This window comes from Ancylobacter sp. G4_0304, assembly GCF_047501495.1.
Taxonomy (GTDB): Bacteria; Pseudomonadota; Alphaproteobacteria; order Rhizobiales; family Xanthobacteraceae; genus Ancylobacter.
In genome coordinates this window covers 37,591-61,529 of record NZ_JAZDRM010000012.1, presented here as the reverse complement: position 1 = coordinate 61,529, position 23,939 = coordinate 37,591, and the positions used below count along the sequence as shown (strand labels likewise).

24 protein-coding genes, 1 tRNA gene and 1 pseudogene are annotated in these 23,939 nt (G+C 63.7%); 14 read left to right on the top strand and 12 right to left on the bottom strand.

Annotation, left to right across the window (positions count from 1 at the left end):
- Window positions 1-20: 20 nt before the first annotated feature.
- Both VRZ77_RS08980 and VRZ77_RS08975 read right to left on the bottom strand, forming a co-directional pair.
- Window positions 21-419 carry an Hsp20/alpha crystallin family protein gene (locus VRZ77_RS08980; protein WP_414592319.1) on the bottom strand — a complete coding sequence of 133 codons (399 nt, stop codon included), beginning with the start codon at window positions 417-419 and terminating at the stop codon, window positions 21-23.
- 14 nt (window positions 420-433) lie between these two features.
- Window positions 434-859 carry an Hsp20/alpha crystallin family protein gene (locus tag VRZ77_RS08975; protein WP_150357325.1) on the bottom strand — a complete coding sequence of 142 codons (426 nt, stop codon included), beginning with the start codon at window positions 857-859 and terminating at the stop codon, window positions 434-436.
- A 202-nt stretch (window positions 860-1,061) separates the two neighbouring features.
- Here VRZ77_RS08975 and VRZ77_RS08970 point away from each other — a divergent pair, with 202 nt between their 5' ends.
- The 11 genes from VRZ77_RS08970 (at window position 1,062) to VRZ77_RS08920 (ending at window position 12,906) form a co-directional block, all read left to right on the top strand.
- Complete coding sequence (locus VRZ77_RS08970; protein WP_414592318.1) at window positions 1,062-1,493, top strand: MarR family winged helix-turn-helix transcriptional regulator; 432 nt, start codon at window positions 1,062-1,064, stop codon at window positions 1,491-1,493.
- A 14-nt stretch (window positions 1,494-1,507) separates the two neighbouring features.
- The gene (gene ftsH, locus VRZ77_RS08965; RefSeq protein ID WP_414592317.1) at window positions 1,508-3,340 is read left to right on the top strand and encodes an ATP-dependent zinc metalloprotease FtsH; all 1,833 of its coding nucleotides are present in this window, start codon (window positions 1,508-1,510) and stop codon (window positions 3,338-3,340) included.
- 63 nt (window positions 3,341-3,403) lie between these two features.
- On the top strand, window positions 3,404-6,310 hold the full coding sequence (locus VRZ77_RS08960) for an ATP-dependent Clp protease ATP-binding subunit (protein ID WP_414592316.1): 2,907 nt from the start codon (window positions 3,404-3,406) through the stop codon (window positions 6,308-6,310).
- 78 nt (window positions 6,311-6,388) lie between these two features.
- A complete protein-coding gene (locus VRZ77_RS08955) occupies window positions 6,389-7,531 on the top strand; it encodes an RNA polymerase sigma factor (RefSeq protein ID WP_414592315.1) in 1,143 nt (380 codons plus the stop codon).
- 27 nt (window positions 7,532-7,558) lie between these two features.
- Window positions 7,559-8,206: an HdeD family acid-resistance protein gene (locus tag VRZ77_RS08950; RefSeq protein WP_276200010.1), complete on the top strand. Its 648-nt coding sequence runs from the start codon at window positions 7,559-7,561 to the stop codon at window positions 8,204-8,206.
- A gap of 208 nt (window positions 8,207-8,414) precedes the next feature.
- A complete protein-coding gene (locus VRZ77_RS08945) occupies window positions 8,415-9,053 on the top strand; it encodes a hypothetical protein (RefSeq protein WP_354079775.1) in 639 nt (212 codons plus the stop codon).
- Window positions 9,037-9,615 carry an NADH dehydrogenase ubiquinone Fe-S protein 4 gene (locus tag VRZ77_RS08940; RefSeq protein WP_354079773.1) on the top strand — a complete coding sequence of 193 codons (579 nt, stop codon included), beginning with the start codon at window positions 9,037-9,039 and terminating at the stop codon, window positions 9,613-9,615. Before VRZ77_RS08945 ends, VRZ77_RS08940 begins: the two co-directional genes overlap by 17 nt.
- 33 nt (window positions 9,616-9,648) lie before the next feature.
- A complete protein-coding gene (locus VRZ77_RS08935) occupies window positions 9,649-10,401 on the top strand; it encodes a rhomboid family intramembrane serine protease (protein ID WP_332119734.1) in 753 nt (250 codons plus the stop codon).
- Complete coding sequence (locus VRZ77_RS08930; protein WP_332119735.1) at window positions 10,392-11,234, top strand: SDH family Clp fold serine proteinase; 843 nt, start codon at window positions 10,392-10,394, stop codon at window positions 11,232-11,234. The genes VRZ77_RS08935 and VRZ77_RS08930 overlap by 10 nt, the downstream gene beginning before the upstream one ends.
- Before the next feature lie 52 nt (window positions 11,235-11,286).
- The gene (trxC, locus tag VRZ77_RS08925) at window positions 11,287-11,709 is read left to right on the top strand and encodes a thioredoxin TrxC (protein WP_314231217.1); all 423 of its coding nucleotides are present in this window, start codon (window positions 11,287-11,289) and stop codon (window positions 11,707-11,709) included.
- 48 nt (window positions 11,710-11,757) lie between these two features.
- Window positions 11,758-12,906: a cation:proton antiporter gene (locus tag VRZ77_RS08920; protein WP_414592314.1), complete on the top strand. Its 1,149-nt coding sequence runs from the start codon at window positions 11,758-11,760 to the stop codon at window positions 12,904-12,906.
- 194 nt (window positions 12,907-13,100) lie between these two features.
- Here VRZ77_RS08920 and VRZ77_RS08915 read toward each other — a convergent pair whose 3' ends face one another.
- The 4 genes and pseudogenes from VRZ77_RS08915 to VRZ77_RS08900 form a co-directional block, all read right to left on the bottom strand.
- The gene (locus tag VRZ77_RS08915; RefSeq protein WP_332119737.1) at window positions 13,101-13,358 is read right to left on the bottom strand and encodes a hypothetical protein; all 258 of its coding nucleotides are present in this window, start codon (window positions 13,356-13,358) and stop codon (window positions 13,101-13,103) included.
- On the bottom strand, window positions 13,355-13,540 hold the full coding sequence (locus tag VRZ77_RS08910) for a hypothetical protein (RefSeq protein WP_332119738.1): 186 nt from the start codon (window positions 13,538-13,540) through the stop codon (window positions 13,355-13,357). The genes VRZ77_RS08915 and VRZ77_RS08910 overlap by 4 nt, the downstream gene beginning before the upstream one ends.
- Window positions 13,541-13,656: 116 nt before the next feature.
- Window positions 13,657-13,995, bottom strand: a pseudogene (locus VRZ77_RS08905) (D-Ala-D-Ala carboxypeptidase family metallohydrolase); the annotation flags it as partial.
- Window positions 13,996-14,040: 45 nt separating this feature from the next.
- A protein-coding gene (locus VRZ77_RS08900) for an IS3 family transposase (protein WP_332119739.1) occupies window positions 14,041-15,188 on the bottom strand; the annotation gives its coding sequence in 2 pieces (ribosomal slippage) (window positions 14,041-14,939 and window positions 14,939-15,188; 1,149 coding nt in all).
- Here VRZ77_RS08900 and VRZ77_RS08895 point away from each other — a divergent pair.
- A complete protein-coding gene (locus VRZ77_RS08895; RefSeq protein WP_414592313.1) occupies window positions 15,084-15,488 on the top strand; it encodes a transposase in 405 nt (134 codons plus the stop codon). The genes VRZ77_RS08900 and VRZ77_RS08895 overlap by 105 nt on opposite strands.
- Window positions 15,489-15,877: 389 nt before the next feature.
- Here VRZ77_RS08895 and VRZ77_RS08890 read toward each other — a convergent pair.
- Window positions 15,878-15,954, bottom strand: a tRNA-Arg gene (locus VRZ77_RS08890).
- Between the two features lie 515 nt (window positions 15,955-16,469).
- On the opposite strand from VRZ77_RS08890, the gene VRZ77_RS08885 reads away from it, so the two are divergent.
- Window positions 16,470-16,700: a helix-turn-helix transcriptional regulator gene (locus VRZ77_RS08885; protein ID WP_414592312.1), complete on the top strand. Its 231-nt coding sequence runs from the start codon at window positions 16,470-16,472 to the stop codon at window positions 16,698-16,700.
- Between the two features lies 1 nt (window position 16,701).
- Here the strand turns inward: VRZ77_RS08885 and VRZ77_RS08880 are convergent, their stop codons facing one another.
- Window positions 16,702-18,051 carry a tyrosine-type recombinase/integrase gene (locus tag VRZ77_RS08880; protein WP_414592311.1) on the bottom strand — a complete coding sequence of 450 codons (1,350 nt, stop codon included), beginning with the start codon at window positions 18,049-18,051 and terminating at the stop codon, window positions 16,702-16,704.
- Window positions 18,052-18,271: 220 nt separating this feature from the next.
- Window positions 18,272-19,867, bottom strand: a complete 1,596-nt coding sequence (gene guaA / locus VRZ77_RS08875) for a glutamine-hydrolyzing GMP synthase (RefSeq protein ID WP_414592310.1) — start codon at window positions 19,865-19,867, stop codon at window positions 18,272-18,274.
- A 163-nt stretch (window positions 19,868-20,030) separates the two neighbouring features.
- Here guaA and VRZ77_RS08870 point away from each other — a divergent pair, with 163 nt between their 5' ends.
- Entirely contained in the window at window positions 20,031-20,249 is a 219-nt protein-coding gene (locus VRZ77_RS08870) for a DUF6719 family protein (protein ID WP_414592309.1), read from the top strand.
- Window positions 20,250-20,284: 35 nt separating this feature from the next.
- Here the strand turns inward: VRZ77_RS08870 and VRZ77_RS08865 are convergent, their stop codons facing one another.
- The 3 genes from VRZ77_RS08865 to guaB all read right to left on the bottom strand — a co-directional run bounded on the left by VRZ77_RS08865 (window position 20,285) and on the right by guaB (window position 23,628).
- On the bottom strand, window positions 20,285-21,583 hold the full coding sequence (locus VRZ77_RS08865) for an RsmB/NOP family class I SAM-dependent RNA methyltransferase (protein ID WP_414592308.1): 1,299 nt from the start codon (window positions 21,581-21,583) through the stop codon (window positions 20,285-20,287).
- Between the two features lie 41 nt (window positions 21,584-21,624).
- Complete coding sequence (locus VRZ77_RS08860) at window positions 21,625-22,056, bottom strand: MAPEG family protein (protein WP_414592307.1); 432 nt, start codon at window positions 22,054-22,056, stop codon at window positions 21,625-21,627.
- A gap of 81 nt (window positions 22,057-22,137) precedes the next feature.
- The gene (guaB, locus tag VRZ77_RS08855) at window positions 22,138-23,628 is read right to left on the bottom strand and encodes an IMP dehydrogenase (protein WP_414592306.1); all 1,491 of its coding nucleotides are present in this window, start codon (window positions 23,626-23,628) and stop codon (window positions 22,138-22,140) included.
- Between the last annotated feature and the right edge of the window lie 311 nt (window positions 23,629-23,939).

Genomic DNA, 23,939 nt, shown 5'->3' with positions numbered 1-23,939 from the left:
GATATGGTCTCCTTCGGTTTTCAGGCGCCCTTGACGGCGATCCTTTTCGGCTGCGCTTCAGGGGCTCGGGGGAGCGTCAGGGTGAGGACACCTCCACGCATCTCGGCTTCGATCCTGTCGGGGTCGAAGTCCTCGGAAAGCGTGAAGGCACGCTCGAAATCGCCCTCGCCATATTCGGCATAGGCAAGTTCGAGGTTTTCGGGCCGCACCGGGTCAACCTTGCCGCGGATCGTCAACACACGATTTTCGAGCGTGATCTCGATCGCATCGGCGGCGACCCCAGGCATTTCAAGCATCATGGAGAAACCCTGATCGGTCTCGACGATATCGGTCGACGGGCGGTAGATGCGTCCGCCGCCGGTGGTCTCAGGCGAGTCGGTCGGCGTCTTTTCGGCGGCTTGCGAGATGTCGGTGCTCATCGTTCCAGCTCCTCTCAGGCTGCCTTGATCTCGATTTTCTTCGGCTTTTCTTCCTCGGGCCGGGAGATGACGATCCGCAATACGCCGTTCGTCATCCTCGCCTCGATCTTGTCATCCGAGGCCGCGAACGGAAGAAGGATCGCGCGAGAAAACCTGCCGTAACCGCGTTCGTTGCGATGCCAGCGCGCACCGTCGGGAACCTCGGGCGCCTTGCGTTCGCCCGAAAGCGTCAGGACGTTGTCCTTGACCGAAATTTCAATGTCGCCCGGTTCGATGCCGGGAAGTTCAGCGGCGATGGCAACGGCCTCAGGGCCTTGCCAGACATTCACCGCCGGGAACGCCGCGCGGGACGGCGGCCAGAAGCCGCGGTCGAGATCGCGCATCATGGAGCGCATCAGTGCAAAGGGATCGCTGCGGCGCAGATATGTCGGGTAGAGCATTGCTGGCCTCCTGTTGCTGATCGATGCCCCCGAACCGACGGCATGGAGGGACCGGGCAACGGTGCCGGCCGGATGTGGGTTCGGAGACCGCCCATCAAGATAGGCGGTTCTATTTATTATGCAAGCATATATGATGCGTGCATTGCACTTTGGATGGAGTGCGGTCTATTCTGTGTCTCATGCAACCGGAGGAAGGATATCCATGATCTCTTCGGACATAGTGCTGATCGGGACGACGATCCACCGGGTCGCGCAGCTCATCCAGCAGCGGATCGACAAAGACATCCGCGACAGCGGCCTGACCCGCCTGTCGTGGATAGCGGCGGCGCATCTCGAGGATGCGCCCGGGCTGACCATCGGCGATCTGGCCGACCGGCTTGAGGTCGGCCCGGCGACTGCGGGCCAGCTCGTCGATCGCATGGTCCGGGGCGGCTGGGTCGAGCGGTCGCCCTCGCCCGACGACAGGCGGTCGCAGACCGTCACCGCAACGTCGAAGGCCGGGGCAATGCTGGAGGAACTCGCGCCGCGGCAATTGGCGCTCGAACATGAAATCCTGCAGGATCTGTCGGCAGACGAAAGGCGCATCCTGCTGGCGCTGCTCGACCGGATCAGGGCGCGGCTCGGGCGCCAGTGAAAGGGACGCGCGGCATGGAAAAGAAGACCGAATACAACATCTGGTACTGGGTGGTGGCTTTCATAGCCGTGATCTTCATCCAGAATCTGATCGCCGGCTGGCACTCCGTCGCTCCCATCAGCTACAGCCAATTTGAGCGGTATCTCAATGACGGAAAGATTTCTTCTGTCGCGGTCGGGTCAGACACCATCACCGGCGCCTTCACCGAACCCGTCGACGGCAAGAGCCAGTTCGTGACAACGGTCGTGAATCCCGCAATCCTGGAACGGATAGACCGCTCAGGTATAGAGATCACTGGCGTTCCGCAAAACACTTTTCTCGGCACGCTGATTTCTTGGGTGGCGCCAGCGCTTATCTTCTTCGGAATCTGGATGCTGCTGTTCCGCAAGTTCGCCGACAAGCAGGGCTTCGGCGGGTTCATGCAGGTCGGCCGCAGCAAGGCCAAGGTTTACATGGAAAAAGAAACCGGCGTCAGCTTCGCCGACGTGGCCGGTGTGGACGAGGCCAAGGCCGAGCTCGAGGAGGTCGTGGAGTTCCTCAAGAACCCGGCCGAATACGGAAAGCTGGGCGCACATATCCCCAAAGGCATATTGCTCGTCGGGCCGCCGGGCACCGGCAAGACGCTTCTGGCGCGCGCAGTGGCAGGCGAGGCCGGCGTGACCTTCTTTTCGATCTCGGGCTCCGAGTTCGTCGAGATGTTCGTGGGCGTCGGTGCCGCGCGGGTGCGCGACCTCTTCGAGCAGGCTCGGAAATCCGCGCCGGCGATCATCTTCATCGACGAACTCGACGCTCTCGGGCGGGCGCGCTCCTCCGGCCAGATCGCTGGCGGCCACGATGAGCGTGAGCAGACGCTGAACCAGCTTCTGACCGAGCTCGACGGCTTCGACCCATCAGTCGGCATCGTGCTGCTTGCGGCCACGAATCGCCCGGAGATACTCGATCCGGCGCTGTTGCGGGCCGGACGCTTTGACCGGCAGGTGTTGGTGGATCGGCCGGATAAGAAGGGACGTGTGCAGATTCTTGGCGTTCACATGAAAAAGGTGAAGCTCGCCCCGGACGTCGATGCCGAGAAGGTCGCAGCGCTCACGCCCGGCTTCTCGGGCGCCGATCTTGCCAATCTCGTCAACGAGGCAGCATTGCTCGCCACGCGCCGCAAGGCCGATGCGGTGACGATGGACGACTTCAACACTGCCGTCGAGCGCATCATCGCGGGGTTGGAAAAGAAGAACCGCGTTCTCAATCCGCGCGAACGCGAGATCGTAGCGCACCACGAGATGGGGCACGCGCTGGTGGCGATGGCTCTGCCGGGGTTAGACCCGGTGCACAAGGTCTCGATCATACCGCGCGGGATTGGCGCGCTCGGCTACACCATCCAGCGCCCGACCGAGGACCGCTTCCTGATGACGCGGGAGGAACTCGAAAACAAGATCGCAGTCCTGCTTGGCGGGCGCGCGGCAGAGAAGATCATCTACGATCATGTCTCGACTGGGGCGGCGGACGATCTGGTCAAGGCGACCGATATCGCCCGCGCCATGGTCGCGCGTTACGGGATGGACGAAGACCTCGGGCATGTCAGCTATGACACCGATCGGCCCGGCTTTCTCGGCACCGGCGATCAGGCGTCCTGGCTCAACCGCCGCTACAGCGAGGCCACGGCCGAGCGAATGGACCTGAAGGTGCGCGACATCGTGGATGGCGTCTTCAAGCGCACCCTCACCCTTCTTGAAACCAATCGGGAACTTCTCGAGCAATCGGCGCAGGATCTCCTGCAACGAGAGACACTGGACGAGCCCGATCTGGTGGCAATTGGGTCCAAGGTGAAAAGAACGGAAGCGGTCGCTGCGTGACACTGTCACTGCGCAGATGATCGGCGGATAACCCTGACTGGATAAAGATAAAGGAGAAGACAAATGGCAAACGGAGCTTGCGATATTTGCGGTCGCCCGGCGACGGCGCGCGTGCGCGCCTCGGTGAACGGCAGAATTCAGAACATGGAGCTTTGCGACCAGCATTACCGCGAGATGGTGCGCCGGTCGGGCCGCAGCGCCTCGCCGCTGGAGTCCCTGTTCGGACGGCATTCCCTTCTTGACGAGTTCTTCGGCGACAGCGGTTTCGGCAGCCTCTTTGGCGACAGCCCGTTGCGGGGCGGCACGCTGGGCTCCATGGGCGACGGTGATGACGAGGTCGTCGACGCCACTTTCGGAGAGGGCGCGCCGCGGCGTGGATCGCGGCGCGGCGGCGGACGCACCATCGCTGACCGGCTGAGCGAACAGGGCAACAAACTATTGCAGGAGGCCGCACAGAAGGCAGGAGAATTCGGGCGCAGCGAGGTCGATACCGAACATCTGCTTCTGGCGCTGACCTCGTCCGACGTCGTCAAGACGATCCTGGAACAGTTCAAGGTCAATGTGGACGATCTGCGCCGGCAGATCGAGAAGGACGCAAAGCGCGGAGAGGCCAAGGCGTCGGGCGAGATCGGCGTCAGTCCGCGCCTCAAGGATGCGCTGAATCGCGCGTTCATCGCGTCTAACGAACTCGGCCATTCCTATGTCGGTCCCGAGCACCTTCTGATCGGACTTGCCGAGGAAGGTGAAGGCCTGGCCGCGGCGATGCTGCGCAAGCTGGGGTTGACGCCGCAGGCACTGCGTCAGCAGGTGACGAAGGTGGTCGGCAAGGGAGCCGAGGAAGGCCGCGTCGAGACTCCGTCGAACACCCCCGATCTCGACCAGTTCAGCCGTGACCTGACGAAGCTCGCCCGCGATGGCAAGCTCGATCCCGTCATCGGCCGCGCCCGCGAGATCGAGACGACGATCGAAGTGCTGGCCCGCCGGAAGAAGAACAACCCGGTGCTGATCGGCGAGCCCGGCGTGGGCAAGACCGCCATCGTCGAGGGACTTGCACAACGGATCGTCGCGGGCGAAGTGCCCGAGGCGCTGCGCGACAAGCGGCTGGTCGAGCTCAACATCAACTCGATGGTGGCCGGGTCGAAGTATCGCGGCGAGTTCGAGGAGCGAGTCCAGAAGATCCTCAAGGAGATCACCGAGGAGAAGGACAGCCTGATCCTGTTCATCGACGAGATGCACACCATCGTCGGCGCCGGCCAGGGCGGTGGCGAAGGTGGTCTCGACATCGCCAACACCTTCAAGCCGGCGCTGGCGCGGGGCGAGCTGAACCTGATCGGCGCGACGACGCTCAACGAGTACCAGAAGTACATCGAGAAGGACGCGGCGCTCGAGCGACGGTTCCAGCCGGTTTATGTGGACGAGCCCACGGTCGCACAGACGATCATGATTCTGCGCGGGCTGCGCGACACGCTCGAAAGCCACCACAAGGTGACGATCACCGACGAGGCGATCATCGCCGCCGCGGAGCTTTCGGATCGCTATATCACCGGTCGCTTCATGCCCGACAAGGCGATCGACCTGATCGACCAGGCCGCGGCGCGGGTGAAGATCTCGGCCACTGCGCGGCCCGTGGACGTGCAGGAACTCGAAGCCGAGGTCGCGCAGATCAAGCGCGAACAGGACTATGCCGCAGCCCGCAAGCAATTCGACCGAGCAGCAGAACTGAAGAAGGAGCTGGAGCAGAAGCAGAAGGAGCTGGACGAGCTTCTGGAGATCTGGAAGCGCGATCAGGCTTCGGCGACCGCCGAGGTGCGCGCCGATCACGTCGCGCAGATCGTCTCCAAGATCACCGGCGTTCCGGTCACGGACCTGACCACCGAGGAGAAGGACAAGCTCCTCAAGCTCGAGGAGAAGCTGCACGAGCGCGTCATCGGCCAGGAAGAAGCGATCCGCGCCGTGGCCGATGCGGTGCGCCTGGCGCGAGCGGGTCTGCGCGAAGGTTCCGGTCCGACCGCGACCTTCCTGTTCCTCGGGCCGACCGGGGTTGGCAAGACGGAACTGGCCAAGACGCTCGCGGAGGTGATCTTCGGCGACCAGGATGCGCTGATCCGTATCGACATGTCGGAGTATGGCGAGCGCCACTCGGTTGCCCGGTTGGTTGGCGCACCTCCGGGCTACGTCGGATACGACGAAGGCGGGCAGCTGACGGAGAAGGTGCGCCGTCGGCCCTACTCGGTCGTGCTCCTCGACGAGATCGAAAAGGCGCATCCCGATGTCTACAACATCCTGCTTCAGGTGTTCGACGATGGCCGCCTGACAGATGGCAAGGGCCGCGTGGTGGACTTCACTAACACCATCATCATCGCCACCTCGAACCTCGGTTCGGACATCATCCAGCGCAACCTCACGAAACGCGGCAGCAGTGAGTTCGACGAGGCCAAGCAGAAATCCGAACTGATGGAGGTGTTGCGCGGTCATTTCCGGCCAGAGTTCATCAACCGGATCGACGAGATCATCGTCTTTCATTCGCTGAATCAGTCGGAGATCCGCCAGATCGTCGAGTTGCAGCTCAACCGGGTGAAGCGGACCGCCCTTACCCAGGGCGTCGAACTCGAATTCGACGTGAGCGTCGTGGATCACTTCGGCGCGGTCGGCTTCCGTCCAGAATTCGGCGCCCGCGAACTGCGACGACTGATCCGGTCCGAACTGGAGACCGAGTTGGCCCGCGAAATGCTCTCCGGGCGGATCGAGGATGGTGACAAGGTCCGCGTCGCCTGGTCGGCGGACGAGCAGAAGGTCGTGTTCGAAAAGATCGCAAAGGACACCGGTGACGTCAGCCCGGACGGTCAGGCCAAGGCCGGGATCGACGAGTCCGGCAAGTTTGCCGGAGACAAGGCGGACGATCCGACGCCCGACGTCCCGGCCGAGGCCAAGGAAGAGGTGCAGTCCAAGGAGGACAAATCCGCCGGGTGACTTTGCGAGGGACTGGCCCGGCGCGATGAGGGTCGCGCCGGCTCATCTCGTCGAAAAGCGACAAGAAGGTTTCACGGCATGAAAGTCATAAGAGCGTTTCGCAATCTCGACCGACACGGGCAGCAGCGCGCGCCGGAGGTCATCGCGGAGGAGGTGCGGCAACTTGAGCCGCATCTCGCGCGCTTTCGCGAGGATCTCGTCCGGCTCGAGGTCGTCGTCTCGCAGACGAGGGGCAAGACGCGCATCCAGGTCAGCCTGCGCCTGCAACTGCCCTCGGGCGTGACCGCGGCGCAGGAAGAGGGGTTCGAGACCGAGCCTGTCCTGCGCAAGGCCTTTGCCGACCTGCGCCACCGGGTCGATCGGCATGTGGCGCGCCTCAAGCACGAGCCGGAGTTCAAGCGTCCCGCCCGCCGGCGCCGGATTGGCGCCCCACTCCCGCCCGCGCGGAATGCGGCGGAGGCGGAGCGGCGCCAGCTTTTCTTCGGCCTGATCGAGGATCATCTCGATACGGTCTACGACACCGTCAGGCGCGAGTTGACCTATCTCGAATGCAGCGGATCTGTGCCGGAGGGTTACCTCAGCGTTCGCGATCTTGTCGATGCAACGATCCTCAAGGGACTGGAAAGGTTCGAGCAGCGGCCCACCGAGTTTTCCATAGGCGACTGGCTGCTGAAACTGGCTTTCGAGACCATCGAGGCCGAGGCGCATGCCGCGCGCCGCGCGGTGCCGGAGGATGCCGCCTCGATCAACGCGAAACCCGAGACTCCGGCCGAGCATCCCACCGAGTCGGACGAGGAGATGTTTGAGTTCTACCAGCCCGACGACGTGCTGCTGCTCGAGGAGCTTATCGCCGACGACGGCGGCACGGATCCTAAGACCGAAGCGAATCGGCATGAGATTGCCATGGCGCTGCACCGGGCAATCGCCGATCTTCCGCCGGTCGAACGCCGCGTTCTCTATCGGCTCCACCTAGACGACGCCACGGTTGCGGAGACGGCGGACCTCCTGGGCCTTTCCGAGGCAGAGGTCAAAGAAATCGCAGAGAAGGCGGGCGAGACACTGCGCGCGAAGCTTGTCGAAACCGGGCTGATCTCCGAGGCGACGGAGGTCGCGCGTGTCGAACGGGAAATCGCCCACGCAACGCGCCTGCCCCAGCCGATCGACGACCGCCGCCGCCTGGCCGCCGCGCTGGCCGGTGAAGGGGCCGGCTCCCGCACCTGACTCGATACCTGACAAGGAGATAGACCGATGACGACAACCTCTGAAACATCTTCGAGCACGATGCAGACCGTGCTGTGCACCCTGTCCCGGAACTGGTGGGCCTTCGTGCTGCGCGGTGTGCTCTCGCTGGTTATCGCAGTGCTCGCCTTCATCATGCCGGCCGAGTCGCTTCTGGCCCTGACGCTGGTGTTCGGCGCCTTCTCTTTCGCCGACGGATTGTTCGGTCTGGTCGCCGCGATACGCAACATTCGCAAGGGCGAACGCTGGGGCTGGCTGATGTTCAGCGGTCTCCTGGGGATCGCCACGGGCGTGGTCGTGGTCGTCTCGCCCTTCGTCGCAACGCTGGTCCTCGCGACATTCCTCTGGGCCAGCATCGCGTTCTGGTCGGTGTTTTCCGGCGTCCTAGAAATCGCGGCGGCGATCCGCCTGCGCAAGGAAATCAAGGGAGAGGTCTGGCTCATCCTCAGCGGCCTCATCTCGGTCGCGCTGGGTGTAATCGTGACCTGGATGCTGCTGACGCGTCCGCTCGAAAGCTTCCTGGCCCTCGGCTGGCTGCTCGGCTTCTACGCCGCCCTTTTCGGAGCAATGATGATCCTGCTGGGCCTGCGGCTGCGGCGCGCGAATCAGGCAGGGCACGACAAAACTCCCGGCGTCAACCTGTCCGCTGGCAAATGACGCGCTTGGGGAAAGCCGGGCGGCCCGTCGGCGATGACGACGATCTCACCCATTGGGACGAGACGATCTTCGAGCGCTGCCTGAGGGCCGGCTTCAATCCCTTCGGCAGCGGACCGACACCGGTCTTTCTTCGACAGGCAGACCAAAAACAAAGCTGCGAGAAGCCTGATGCTTGGCTGGAGTCAGATTGCGAAGAGGACGATCGCCAATGAATTTCGGACTGCGCGACCTTGCCTATATGGTTGTCGCCGCCTCGTTGGGGATCGGCGTCTATTTCATGTTCCGCGCCATGTATTTGGTGGAAGAGCCTCTGCCGTTCGCCCAAGAGATGACACTGGTCTTTCTGGGCGCCGTCGTCACGATCGCGCTGACCGCGGCTCTCCTCAACCGTCAGACAGAACTCGAACTTCGAAAAGAAGGAAGAGTGATCGTCCTTCAGCAACAATGCGACATTTACATGTCGTGCATAGAAAAGGTGGCGGAAATTGTCGAGAAATCAGAACATGATGAGAGACTGATCGACGATTTGAGGGTTCTGAACCACAAGCTTGCAGTGGTTGCCAGCGAAGAAGTTCTGACCTGCTTCGAGGCCGTTCTCGACACCTTGTTGGCCGGCCTCACGGATGGCGCGCTTGTCGAAGCTGACGGCGAGAAGGTGATGCAGTCCGTCGCCGATCTGACCTCGGCAATGCGATCTGATGTCGTCCAGAGCACGGCGCCGACTTCTAAAAACACGGCGGAAACAATTCGTCGCAATTCTAGACGAATGGAGCGACTTGACGATCTCAATTTTGAAGCGGAGGTCGCTACGATTAAGAAGGAGGAAGATCATGATGCGCGGCCATAACCGCCCACCCTTTCCGCCGAAGATTCCCGGGACCGACATGCGGTCGCCGGAGGTGCCGACCGCGATCATCTACCGTCCGGCCCGTTCCGCGATGACGTCGGCGCCGCGACCCGACTACTGGATACTGGAATTCGAGCCGTCACGTCCGCCCCAAATCGAGCCGCTGATGGGATATACTTCCAGCGACGATCCCTATCGTCCGATCCGGCTGAAATTCCCCGACCGCGAAAGCGCCGTGGAATTCGCGGAGCGGCAGGACTGGCGCTACATCGTGCGTGATGACAAGGCTCACCGGCACGCGCCTGACTGCTGGCGGGGAGAGGAGCGGCATCGCCTCTACAAGGGAGCCGATGCGCCGGAAGCCTATCGTATACCGTCCAGCGTGGATCACGGTCGCACGGATCACCGCGTCCGGCGCGCGGTCGAGGAGAAAGGCACGGTGGACCTGTCGTCGCAAGAACAGGCCGAATTCGATCCGGTGCTCGAAGCCTCGCTCGAATCCTTCCCGGCCTCCGATCCCCCGGCCTGGACGGGCGTGACGATAGCCGGGAAAGAACAATGAACGGAATGTCTAGCGCGAGCGAGGATTTGCCGCTTGTTTCCCTATCTTGACAGCGTCGCGCGCCGCTACCCGCCCGTCATCGTATGGGCGGTCATCGGCATGAGCGTCCTCGCGTTCCTCTATCAGACCAGCCTGCCTCCGCGCGTGCTGGATCGGTTCCTGTTCGAGTTCGCGCTGGTGCCCTCGCGCTTCTTCGGACAGCTAAGCCTCGTCGCCCCGTCCGACTGGACCCCATTCCTGACCAATATCTTCCTGCACGGGGGCTGGCTGCACCTCATCCTGAACATGTGGACGCTCTGGATCTTCGGCCCCGCCGTCGAAGATCGGCTCGGACCGGGTCGATTCACGCTGTTCTATCTGTTCTGTGGTGTGGCGGCCGGACTGGCTCATGCCCTGGCGAACCCCGACTCGGTCGTTCCCGCGCTTGGCGCATCGGGGGCGATCGCGGGCGTGATCGGTTGCTACGCACGCATGTTTCCGGCGGCTCGGCTGGTGGTGATCGTGCCGATTCTGTTCATTCCGCTGTTCTTCGAAGTGCGCGCGTTCATTTTCGCAATGATCTGGTTCTTCATGCAGGTCATTCCCGGCTTTCTGTCGCTCGGCGGCGATCAGGCCACGGGCGGGATCGCCTGGTGGGCGCATATCGGCGGGTTTCTCGCCGGTTGGATTGTCACGCCACTCCTGCGAAGGCGGGCAGCCACCTATCGCCATTATTATCGCGACGAGGGCATCTATGGCTTTCTGCCGGATGGCCGACGGGAAGGGGGACAAGGTCCATGGACATAATGCAGCTTTTCTGGCTGTTCTTCATCATTTCGGCGCTGCAGCCGGTTCTCCAGCGCCGCTATCTTGAGGCGATGCGCACACGCAAGATCGGCCAGATCGAGAAGAAACGCGCCAGTCGCGTCATTCTGCTGATTCATCGGCAGGAGACCATGAACCTGCTGGGTTTCCCCCTGATGCGTTACATCGACGTCAACGACTCGGAGGAAGTGCTGCGCGCGATCCAGATGACCGTCGACGAAGTGCCGCTCGACATCGTGCTGCACACACCGGGTGGCCTTGTGCTGGCGGCAACACAGATCGCCCGCGCCATTCAGGGACACAAGGGCAAGGTCACAGTGTTCGTGCCACATTACGCGATGTCCGGTGGCACGCTGATCGCACTCGCTGCCGACGAGATCGTGATGTGTGAACATTCCGTGCTGGGACCCGTAGATCCGCAACTTGGCCAGTTGCCTGCTGCCTCGCTCATCAAGGTCGTCGAGGAGAAACCCATCGCCGAGATCGACGACCAGACCCTGATCATGGCCGATGTCGGTCGCAAGGCCATTGCGCAGATCGAGGCATTCGCGAAGCGTCTGCTGTCGGACAAGATGGACGAGAACCGCGCGGCGTCCGTGGCGGCGAAGCTGGCGACGGGCACCTGGACCCACGACTATCCCATTTCTGCCGATGAGGCCCGCGACATGGGCCTGCCCGTTGGAACGGACATGCCCAAGGAAATACTGGAGCTGATGACGCTCTATCCGCAGCCGGTTCGTCGCCAGGGCGGCGGCGTGGAATACCTGCCCGAGCCGCGGCAGCGAGAGGCGCGCCGCGCCATGTCCACGCGCTGAATGCTTGCATCAGCCGGCCGCCAAGACCGGCTCGTCAACGAGAGGATACAGGATGCCCACGGTCGCTTGCCCGCAGTGCAATTCCACCAACAGAGTGCCGCAAGAGCGCCTGACCGACAATCCCAATTGCGGACGCTGCGGCGCGCCTCTCTTTCAAGGCAGGCCCGTCACGCTTACAGCGGCTAATTTTGACCGTCATGCGAATGCCGAACTGCCCTTGCTGGTCGATTTCTGGGCCGAGTGGTGCGGGCCATGCAAGATGATGGCGCCCCAGTTCGAGGCGGCGGCGCAGTCGCTCGAACCAAATTTCCGCCTTGGTAAGCTCGATACGGAAGCCGAACAGCAGATCGCCGGCCGTTACGGGATACGCGGCATTCCCACCATGATCCTGTTCAAAGGCGGCAAGGAGATCGCGCGCCAGAGCGGCGCGATGTCTGCCGCCCAGATGGCGCAATGGGCGCGCTCTCACGTCTAGAAATTGCGGGTAATGGCCTTTCCTGCGCCATGCCATCAGGAGAAGAACATGCACGGCGTGACCGGATTTGTCGAAAGTGCGGCCTTGTTGGTCGGTGCCGCGTTCGTGTTCGTGACAATATGTTCACGGATCGGCGTGCCCGGCATCGTCGGTTACATTCTTGCCGGTATAGTCATCGGACCCGCCGGCCTCGGCCTGATTGCCGAAAGCGCTGCCCTGAGCAGCGTTGGCGAGATTGGCGTGATACTCCTGCTGTTCGCGCTTGGCCTGGAATTCTCGTTCGAGAAGCTCGTAACGCTCAGGAAGCATGTCTTCGGTCTTGGAACCGTGCAGGTTGCAGTCACGACGATAACGGTGTCGTTGGTAGCGAGCCTGATCTTCGATCTCGCGCCCCTCCCCGCAATCCTCATCGGCGGGGCCGTTGCCATGTCGTCCACGGCCATGTGCCTCAAGGTGCTCGCAAGCGTGAACGCTCTAGGATCGGCCCAAGGGCGCCTCGCCATTGCAGTGCTTCTGTTTCAGGACCTGGCAGCTGTCGCGTTTCTGCTTCTGCATGATGCGATGAGTGGAGCCGCAGAAGGGTATGGCGTGATAACGGTCGTCGCCGGTGCTACGGCATTGGTTGCAGCTCTGTTCATTGCCCGTTTCCCGTTGCAGTTGCTTGCCCGTTGGGTAGCGTCGCGTGGCGATCCGGAACTTGCCCAACTCCTCGCGCTCACCATTGCGCTCGGGTCTGCGATTGTCGCGGCCACCGCCGGCCTTTCTCCGGCACTCGCCGCATTCGCGGCTGGCATGATCATCGGCGAAGGCGACGCGCGCCATGCTGTCGAGAACGAGATTAGGCCCTTCCGCGATTTGTTTGTCGGGATTTTCTTTATCGGCATCGGAACGCAATTGCCACTTTGGATCATTCCTTCTGCATGGCCTGTCGTGCTGATCTGGCTTGTCGTTCTTCTCGTGGGCAAGACGCTGATTGTTCTGGTCGTCGCCCGACTATTCGGCGAGTCGCTTCAGACCTCATTGCGCACTGGGATCATCCTGGCCCACGGAGGAGAATTCAGCCTGATGCTGCTGTCGGTTTCTTCGGCATCGGGCATTGTCGCCAACGAGTTCGCCGGCCCCCTCCTTCTTGCGATTGGAGCGAGCATGCTGGCCGGGAGTGTCATGGTCAGATGGGCAGGGCTAAAGGTTCAGTAGGGTCAACATCAAGATAACTATATTTCTCGGTTTACCAAGTGCACGCCCGTATCTGCTCCCGTATCACGGAATAGTCCGCCAGCATCTCCGCGATAGCCGACCCCTCCGGTAGCCGGGCCAGTTCCTCGGCTGCCCGCGCCTGGAACTCCCGGCCATACTCGACCACGGGCGGGCAAGTCGCGAGCCTGCCATGCTCAGAACGAACCGTCCCGCAGCCGTTCAGCAAGCTCGCGGTGGTCGCGAGGACGGCGAGCCGCCGCTTCCAGCATCTGGCGTTGGACGTCATTGGCCTTCTCCGTTGTATCACGGCGTTCGGCGAGGCGTCCCGCTCGCTCGCCGGACCGCCGAAGCGACAGCAGGAACAGGAGCACGGCGAGGACGATGGCGCCGTAGCGCAGCGCCGCCCGCGTCCACGGGCTGGCGGCCCACCCGGTCAGAAGGGCGGCGATCACCGCCGCCCCCGGCGCCAGTCGTCGAGGCGGGCATAGATGGTGACCGCGATGCCACCGAGCGCGACGGCGATGAACACCCAGCGCAGGGTATCGAGATAAGGCACAAGCGGCAGGATGGCGGTCTGGGTCTCGGCGAGGACGCTCTGCGCCACCTCGACACCCGCGACACCCAGCGTGGCCACGCCAGCTGCGCCGCCCCCTTCATCGTGCGGCTGTCGGCCAGGACCTCGCGCGCAGGCGGGGTTTCGGCAGCGAAGGGCACCGCCCGCACCGGGAAACGCTCGCCCCATTGCCGAGCGGGACCGAGATCGATGTGCATGAAGCCCGAGCGGGGATAGAAGCCGAAGCCGAGGAACCCGACCTCGCGCGCCGCGGCCTCGAAGGCCACCGGGTCGTGGTTCGCCATGGCGATGTCGAAGGCGGCGCCCTCCATGTGTTTCGAGCGGGTCGCGCCGCCGACGGCGCGATTGTGCCCGGGGCTGCGATAGGCTGAGCGCACGATCAGCGGCTTGCCGAGCCGGTGGCGCAGCGCCTGCAGCTTGTCGAGTGCCGGTTCGTTGACGAGCAGCTTGCCGGTACCTCGGCAGGCGATCTCGGCGGGGGAGAAATTCTTCCAGCGCCATGAGCGCTCGGGCACGTCGCGCCAGTGCTTTGGCCTGCTGCCGGTTCTGTGGACACGAGGTTAAGCTAATTTAGCTCGCTCCTCGAACTCGACGGGGCTGAGATAGCCCAATGTCGAGTGCCTGCGCCGGCGATTGTAGAAGCGCTCGATGTAGTCGAACACGTCGGCCCTGGCATCATCCCTCGTCCTGTAGACCTTGCGGGCTGTCCGCTCGGTTTTCAGCGACGAGAAGAAGCTCTCCATCGCAGCATTGTCCCAGACGTTGCCCGATCGGCTCATCGAGCAGGTGATGCCGTGGTCAGCCATCAGTCGCTGGAACTGCTCGCTCGTATATTGGCTGCCCTGGTCGGAGTGATGCAGCAGGCTGTCCGGCTTGCCGCGGCGCCAGATCGCCATAATGAGGGCATCGGTGACGAGCTGCGCCGTCATCTCTGCCTTCATCGCCCAGCCGACGACACGTCGTGAGAACAGGTCGACGACGGCGGCAACGTAGAGCCAGCCCTCCGCGGTCCAGATATAGGTGAAGTCCGCCACCCATTTCTGGTTCGGGGCCGAGGCCTCGAAGGCGCGGTCGAGCAGATTGTCAGACGCGGCTGCCCGCACGCCGACATCCTTCGGCAACCCACGACGGCGCGGCCGGGCTCGCAACCCACGCTCCCGCATGATCCGTTCAACCCGATGCAGCCCGCAGGAGAGCCCTTCCGCCAGCACATCGTGCCAGACCCGTCGTGCACCATAGGTCCGATCGCTGCTCTTGAAGCTCCGGTCGACCGCCGTCGCGAGCACGTCATCATGCCGGGCATGCGCACTGGGGCTGCGATTGAGCCAGGCATGAAAGCCCGACCGTGAGACGTCCAGAGCGTCGCATAGCCATGCCACCGGCCAGATATTCCGGTGCTTCGCGATGAAGGCGAACTTCATATCGCTTCCCTCGCGAAGAAGGCTGCGGCCTTTTTTAGGATGTCGCGCTCCGCCCTCAGCTTGGCCACTTCCCTGCGCAGCCGGTCAATCTCGAGTTGCTCGGGCTTCATCTGACCATGGCCGGGAAAGGCATGCTGAGGATCCGTCTTCGCCTCGCGGATCCATTTACGCAGCACGTTCTCGTGGACATCCAGGTCGCGGGCAGCCTGCGCAACGGCAACGCCCCGATCCTTCACCAACCTCACAGCCTCAAGCTTGAACTCGCGGCTGAACCTCCGTCGTTGCATTCCCGCTCTCCAGTCCCGTTGAACACCTTATCTCGGTGTCCACGAAACCGGCAGCAGGCCAAGCAGGGCGCGCTTGATCGGATGGAACGTCGGGTTCACGAGAACCCTGATCTCATGACGATCCGGCGCTGCACGGTGGAGCATCCCTTCGGCACCATCAAGCGAATGTCTGGCGGAGGCCGCTTCCTGACCCGCGGCTTGCGGCGGGTGAAAGCCGAAGCTGCCCTCTCGATCCTGGCATTCAACATTATCCGCGCTTCGAACGCCTTCGGGGCCGGAGCGCTGATGTCGCGGGGCTGAGAACCCCGCTCTATTCGGTTCTCGTCATCGCCGCCGCATTGCGTCCTCGCTGAGTTTCTGCACAGCCTGGGGGTCTCCCCGCTGAAGCGGGTGCGTTGGCAACGCCAGTGCCGACCAGGTGGAAAGCTTTCCCCATATCTGGCCTCTGTCCAAGCGCGGAGCCTCACAAGACCCACTGGTGGCTACTGGTCTGGCTTACAAAGGCGTGCAGCCGTAATCGCGAACACAGTGGCGCCGAGGTGCTCGCCTGAGATGAAGGCAGAGCAGAATCAGGCACAAGATATTGTTATAGAAAGATAAATGAGCGTCCCTGCTTACGTGGATTCGCCGCGTAAGCAGCATCTCCCAAAAAGAGAGATCTGGTAATGCTTTGATTTTTATAGAGAAAATGGCGCACCCGAGAGGATTCGAACCTCTGGCCTCCGCCTTCGGAGGGCGGCGCTCTATCCAGCTGAGCTACGGGTGCATACCGTTCGCGAGGTGCTTACGTCATGCTTACGCGAGTTTTTTGGCTTCTTGAAGAGCAAACCCGATATTCGCTCAAGCCATTGTTAAATCAATACCTTTTACCAACACCTTCAGCCTTCGCTGGACTTGACTACCGCCTTCGGAGGGCAACGCTCTATCGAGCTGAGCTACGGAGGCATCACCTCGTCCGGCCCCCGTGCCGACAACTTCGTGGAGTTCTGCGGGAACTCGGCCAAGCCAGCCAACGCCAGCGTTGGGCGAGCCACGTGTCCAGCTACAGGTCCGCGCGGTCGGCGATGCGCGATGAGATGAGTCACAGTCTATTTCTAGGAATAACGTTCAACCACCCATCGCCTTCAGCAGATGAAGGGTTTTCGACCTGCAGAACTACTTATTTTTATCCTCCACTACGCCAGTCTACTACGATCGCTAATTATCTATTGCACAACGACAAATCCTCGCTCTGTCTTGTCTCTGCAATGTCAAAGGCATCCAGCAGGAGGCAGCGCAACCATGCTCGTACCAGACCGTATCGTCCGTCTGAGAACCGTTCTCGCCCGCACCGGACTCAGCCGCTCTACCATCTACCGCAAGATTGCCGAGGGCACGTTCCCACCCCAGCTTAAAATCAGCATGAACGGCTCGGGTTGGCACGAATCCGATATCGATTGTTGGATCGCCAACCCTGCCGGCTGGCGGCCACCAGCGGTGTCGACGGAGAGAAGGCGCGCCAGCCACGTCTAGTTCAGAGATCGTCGTCCAGCTCGTCGTCGTGAATCTCCGCGGCGCGCTGCTTCGCGTCGGCGATCAACTCTCTGGCAGACTCGCCCTTCACCCAGGCATCGAGCATGTCGGCCCAGCACTGAAGCATGATCTTCCGCTCGGCCAAGTAACGGTTGACGTTGTAGACAGCCGCGATCCGGTTCCGAGGCGCGTGAGCCATGCTCATCTCGATCCAGCGATCGTCGAACTTGGCTCGGTTGAGGCCTGTCGAAAAGGTGCGGCGCAGGTCGTGAACGCCAAGGCTTTCAAAGTCCGGGTCATCCTTGCGGATACGCTCCACAGCCGCATCGATCACGCGATTGAGCGTGGCGTTGCTTATGGGCATATCGCCGTCGTACCGGCCAGGATGCAGGTATCGGCTGACGCCGAACATGGTGCGGAAGGCCGTCAGAATGTCGAGCGCCTGATCGCTCAGCGGGACAACATGCGTCTTGCCAGCCTTCATACGCTCGGCCGGGATCGTCCAGCGCGCGGCGGCAAAGTCGATTTCCTTCCATGTGGCGTCAATGAACTCCGACTTGCGGACTCCCGTTAGCAGAACAAACTTCACCGCTGAGCGCAGCGTTGGCGCCGCTGCCACGTGATCCAACGCCGTCAGGAATGCGCGAACTTCGGACGGCGATAGGGCGCGCTCGCGCGGCTCAAACGTGGCGATGGCGCTGGTGCGTATCGACTCGGCTGGATTGCTCACATCCAACCCACATGCCTGGGCGTGGCGGAACACCAGCAACACGACCTCGCGGACATGCACGGCGACGGCCGGCCCTCGTTTCTCTTTGACCTCGTCGCACAGGTGCTTGAGACGATGCGGCGTCACCTCTTCCAACTTTAGCTTCAACAAGCTTCCCGCGATGGCGCGATCATAGACGGAGCGGCGCATCGCTAGCGTGCTGTCGGCGAGTCTTTCGGCGCCCGACTTGGGATCGGCCTTGTGCTTGAAATATGCTTCCGCCCAACCGCCGAAGGTGTATGCTTCGGCTAACGCGGTGCGCTTCTCCACCTTGGCCTTCGACGGCGACTCCCCCCGCTCGACCTGACGCCTGGCGCGCGCCAGCAGCATCCTCGCCTCAGCAAGCGACACATCCATTCCGTATTCCAACACGTCGGGCGCTCGCGTCAGCGTCCGCGCCGCCTCGGCGCTATAACGGCCGATGGTCAAGATCTCCTGCCGCCCGTTCACCCGATACTGATACCGAAACGAAATGACTCCGGTCGGCGTGACAGCGGCGTGCATCCCGTCGCGGTCCGTCACCTTGTAGAGTTTGGCCCTCGGCTTGAGATTTTTCAGTTCTTTATCAGTGAGATCGCCCATAAATCTGCATCCGGTCGGGGGGCGAACGGATACCAACAAAGGGTCTGTTGGTAGCGAAAGCCCGTTTCTCGACCATCCTGCGCCATACCAACATCGCTACCAACAAAGTGGCCAGGCTGGGGTGACATGCAGCCATACGGGGTGGGAAAAATAATCGTTATCAGTCAGAGTGTTCGTGCGATTTCTGGGACGGCACGGGATGGTCTGAAACCACCCTAGTTCACTCCCACTCGATCGTCCCCGGCGGCTTGCTGGTCACGTCGTAGACCACGCGGTTCACCCCCTTCACCTCGTTGACGATCCGCGTCGCCACGCGGCCGAGGAAGGACATGTCGAACGGGTAAAAATCCGCCGTCATGCCGTCGACCGAGGTCACCGCGCGCAGGCCCACCACATAGTCGTAGGTGCGGAAGTCGCCCATCACGCCCACGGTCTTCACCGGAAGGATGACCGCGAAAGCCTGCCAGATCTCATCATAAAGCCCGCCGCGGCGGATTTCCTCCAGGTAAATCTCGTCGGCGAGGCGCAGGATATCCAGCTTCTCGCGGGTGATCTCGCCGGGGCAGCGTATGGCGAGGCCCGGCCCGGGGAACGGGTGGCGGCCGACGAACACTTCCGGCAGGCCGAGCTCGCGGCCGAGCGCGCGCACTTCGTCCTTGAACAATTCGCGCAGCGGCTCGACGAGCTTCATGTTCATGCGCTCGGGCAGGCCGCCGACATTGTGGTGGCTCTTGATGGTCACCGACGGCCCGCCGGTGAAGCTCACGCTCTCGATCACGTCGGGATAGAGCGTGCCCTGCGCCAGGAAGGCCGCGCCGCCGATCTTCTTCGCCTCGTCCTCGAACACGTCGATGAACAGCTTGCCGATGGTCTTGCGCTTCACCTCCGGGTCGGTCACGCCTTCCAGCGCGCCGAGGAACATCTCGGAGGCATCCACATGGACCAGCGGAATGTTGTAGGCGTCGCGGAACAGCGTCACAACGCGCTCGGCCTCGCCGAGGCGCAGCAGGCCATGGTCCACGAACACGCAGGTGAGCTGGTCGCCGATCGCCTCATGGATCAGCACCGCCGCGACGGATGAATCCACGCCGCCGGACAGCCCGCAGATTACCTTCTCCGAGCCGACCTGCTCGCGAATGCGGCGGATCGATTCGTCGCGATAGGCCTTCATGCCCCAATCGCCGCTGGCACCTGAAATTCTGCGCACGAAGTTGCGCAGCAGCGCCGCGCCATGCGGGGTGTGCACCACTTCCGGGTGGAACATGGTGGTGTAGATGCGCCGGCCCTCATTCACCGCAATGGCGAAGGGCGCGTTCTCGGATGTCGCCACGACTTCGAAGCCTTCCGGCAGGCGGGTCACGCGGTCGCCATGGCTCATCCACACCGGATAGTGGCCGCCGACGTCCCACACCCCGTCATACAGCGCGCTCGCCTTGTGGATCGTCACCTCGGCACGGCCGAATTCTGCGGCATGGCCGCCCTCGACCTCGCCGCCGAGCTGCAGCGCGCAGGTCTGCTGGCCGTAGCAGATGGCAAGGATCGGCACGCCGGCATCGAAGGCTTCCTGCGGCGCGCGCGGGCTCCCAGCGTCGAGCACCGAGGCCGGACCGCCGGAGAAGATGATGCCGACCGGCTTGAGCCGCCGCACCGCCTCCGCCGCGCTCTGGAACGGCACGATCTCCGAATACACCCCCTCCTCGCGCACCCGGCGCGCGATGAGCTGCGTCACCTGGCTGCCGAAGTCGATGATGAGGATGGTGTCGTGCTCGGCAGCTTCGACGGCCTCGGCGGTGTCAGTGATGGCGGCGTGTGTCATGGCGCAAATCTTTTAGTGAGAGACGGCGATGGGGTAAAGCGGCGCAGCCGGTTCGGCAGGTGCGAACGGCGCTTGACGCATAATAATACCGGCGACTAAAGTCGGCCCGAGGCCCTCCCCTTAGACCCCAGAAGCCTTGTCGTTGCTGCCTTCGGAGTGTGCGATGAAGCCCGTTCCTGTCGCCTTCGGCCTGCTCGTCGCGACGGTCGCGACGGCCGGCGCAACCGATATTCTCAAAGCCGAACCGCCCGCCGGCAAGCTGCCCTATCTCAAGGTGGTCTATGTCGACGACGGCAGCTGTCCGGCCGGCCAGATCAAGAAGCTGGTCGGCGGCAATGGTAGCGATGTCCCGCGCAAGCGCAGCTGCGTCAAGCGGCCCTGAGGCCGGTGTCGCGCCGGGTATCGCCGCCCGCCCGCTCATGAACGTGCCATCACGGCGATGAAGAAGCCGTCGGTTCCGGTGCGGCGCGGGGTGAGCAGCAGCCCCTCCTCGCGCGCCAGCGCCGCCTGCCGCAGCAGGATGCCGCGCTCGCCGAGCGCCAGCACCGTCTCCGCGGGCGGAATGATGCGGAAATCCGGCTGCCGGCCGAAAAAGCCGCGTATCTGCGCGCCATTCTCCTCGTCGAGCAGCGAGCAGGTGACATAGGCGAGCCGGCCGCCCGGCTTCACATAGCGGGCGGCGGTGTCGAGGATCTCAGTCTGGTCCTTGATGCGCTCGACAAGCGCGCCGGGGCGCATCCGCCATTTGGCGTCCGGGTTGCGGCGCCAGGTGCCGGTGCCGGTGCAGGGCGCGTCGACCAGCACGAGGTCCATGCGTCCCTCAAGGTCGCTCAGCACATCGGCCGGGCCCCTGGGCGAGCGCACCTGCACATTGCGGGCGCCGGCGCGCTGGAGCCGCTCATGGATCGGGGCGAGGCGGCGTATGTCGTCGTCAAAGGCGTAGAGCTGGCCGGCATTGTCCATCAGGCTGGCGAATTCCAGCGTCTTGCCGCCACCGCCGGCGCACAGGTCCAGCACCTGCCCGCCGCGGGGCGGCGCGGCGAGGATGGCGGCGATCTGCGAGCCCTCGTCCTGGATTTCCACCTGCCCCTTCACATAAGCCGGCTCGGCGGTCAGCGCGGGCGCCTTGCCGTCGGCCTCCAGCGCGATGCGCAGGGCGAGCGGCGACCACGCACCCGGCGTCGCGCCGAGATGGGCCAGCGCCTGCAAGGCCTTGTCCCGGTCGGCCTTGAGCGTGTTGACGCGCAGGTCGAGCGGCGCGCGCTCAGCCAGCGCCACGCCTTCCAGCGCACGCTCCTCGCCGAACACCGCCGCCAGCGAGGCGTCGAGCCATTCGGGGTAATCGCCCTCGACATGAGCGGGCGCGCCTTCCAGCGAACCGGCGGCGAGGCGCTCGGCCTCGCGCTCGCTCAAGGGCGCCGGGGCGAAACGCGAGCCGTCGCACAGGTTCGCGATCGCGTCGGCCTCCATGCCCCGCGCGAGCTTGAGCGTGCCCAGCACCAGCGCGCGCGCCTCGTCGGCACCCATCAGCCAGCCGGCGGAGGCGCGGCGGCGCAGCACGTCATAGACCAGCGAGGAGATGGCGGCCCGGTCCCCGGAGCCCGCGAAACGGTGGCTGCGGCCCCAGTCTTTCAGCACGTCCGCGGCCGGGCGGCGCTCGGCGAGCAGGGTGGCGATCACATCGATGGCGGCGGAAAGCCGGGCGGCGGGGGTCATTCAAGCACCTTCAGGGGCGGCCCCAGGACGGGCCGCGAAAGTCACGGGATCACGGGCGCGAGCAGGATGGAGAGCGCGAACAGCACCCACATCAGCACAAGCGCGCCGAAACCGATGGCATAAGACAGGAACCGCCAGCGCACCTCGTTCGAGGTGACGTGCACAAAGGCCTGGCAGAACCGAGACAGGACGAAAATCCAGGACAGCACCACAAAGCCGATATCGGCCTTGCGGGTCACCAATGCGAGCGTCACCACCAGGTAGAACAGCACCGGCAGCTCGAACTGGTTGCGGAAGGCGTTGCTGGCCTGCCGCACATTAGCGGGCCATGCCCGGTCGTCGAGCGGGGCGAGCTCGCGGTCGACCTCGCCAGCGGCGAGCGCGGCCTTGCGCCGCCCGCCGAGCAGGAGGAGCAGCGCAAAGGCCAGAAACACCAGCACGAATACCGGCAGCAGGATGGCGGCGACGCTCACGGCACGGTCTCCCCGATCAACCCGGAACGCGAAACCCGCCGGCACGGGGCAAACCCGGCGCCGGCGGGACGATGAAACGGCTCAGGTCCGCGAGGGATAGTTCGGGCTCTCGCGGGTGATGATCACGTCATGGACATGGCTCTCGCGCAGGCCGGCGCCGGAAATGCGCACGAACTGCGCCTTGTCGCGGAACTCCTCCAGCGTGGCGCCGCCGACATAGCCCATCGCGGCGCGCAGGCCGCCGGCGAGCTGGTGCAGCACCCCCGAAGCCGGGCCCTTATAGGGAACCTGGCCCTCGATGCCTTCCGGCACCAGCTTCAGCGTGTCCTTCACCTCGGCCTGGAAATAGCGGTCGGCCGAGCCGCGCGCCATGGCGCCCACCGAGCCCATGCCGCGATACGACTTATAGGAGCGGCCCTGATACAGGTAGACCTCGCCGGGGCTTTCGTCGGTGCCGGCCAGCAGCGAGCCGATCATGGCGCATTCCGCGCCCGCCGCCAGCGCCTTGGCGAGGTCGCCGGAGAACTTGATGCCGCCGTCGGCGATCACCGGCGTGTCGCTCTTGCGCGCCTCCTCCACCGCGTCGAGGATCGCGGTGAGCTGGGGCACGCCGACGCCGGCCACGATGCGGGTGGTGCAGATCGAGCCCGGCCCGATGCCGACCTTCACCGCGTCGGCGCCGGAATCGATCAGCGCGCGGGCGCCCTCGCCGGTCGCGACGTTGCCGGCGAGAATCTGCACCTTGTTGGAGAGCTGCTTGATGCGGCTCACCTGATCGAGAACCTTGCGCGAATGGCCGTGGGCGGTATCGACCACCACGAGGTCGACGCCGGCATCAACCAGCAGCTCGGCGCGGCGGAAGCCGTCATCGCCGACCGTGGTGGCGGCGGCGACGCGCAGGCGCCCCTGCTCGTCCTTGGTGGCGTTCGGATGGGTGACCGCCTTTTCCATGTCCTTGACGGTGATCAGGCCGACGCAGCGGTAATCCTCATCCACCACCAGCAGCTTCTCGATGCGGTATTGATGCAGCAGCCGCTTAGCCTCGGCCTGCGCGACGCCGTCCTGCACGGTGACCAGGCGATCCTTGGTCATCAGCTCGGAGACGGGTTGGCCGGGATTGTTGGCGAAGCGCACGTCGCGGTTGGTGAGGATGCCCACCAGCTTGCCGCCACGGCCGTTCGGACCGCGCTCGACCACCGGAATGCCGGAGATGGAATGCAGCTTCATCAGCGCCAGCGCGTCGGCCAGCGTCTGGTCGGGATGGATGGTGACGGGGTTCACCACCATGCCGCTCTCGAACTTCTTCACCTGCCGCACATGCTCGGCCTGCACCTCGGGATCGAGGTTGCGGTGAATGACGCCGAGCCCGCCGGCCTGCGCCAGTGCGATCGCCATCGGCGCCTCGGTCACGGTGTCCATCGCCGAGGACAGGATCGGCAGATTGAGCAGGATCGAGCGCGTGACGCGCGAGCGGATATCCGCCTGCCCCGGCATCGTGTCGGAAAGGCCCGGCTTGAGGAGAACGTCGTCGAAGGTGAGCGCTTCCCGCGCGAGGCCGTCGAGCACCGGCATCGCCAACTCCCGATTTGAGGGCGGCGGAGCGACACGCCCCGCTGAAGCCCAATGGATGGATGGACGAAGCGAAGGGGACGCAAGATGTCGCCCGCTCTCTTCGAGTTGGCGAGGGCTCATACCATGGCCCCACGCGCTTTCCTAGGCTTCTCGTGCTGTGCCGCGCGCAATGCCGCTGTGCGTCGCGCGCGGCTTGCAAATGACGCCGGGAGAGCAGGCGGCGATTACGAAATCTTGTGATTCTGCCCTCTCGCCGGTTTCCCGCCGAACAGGTTATAGACGTCGCGACCTCGCCGGCAGTATGCCGCCAA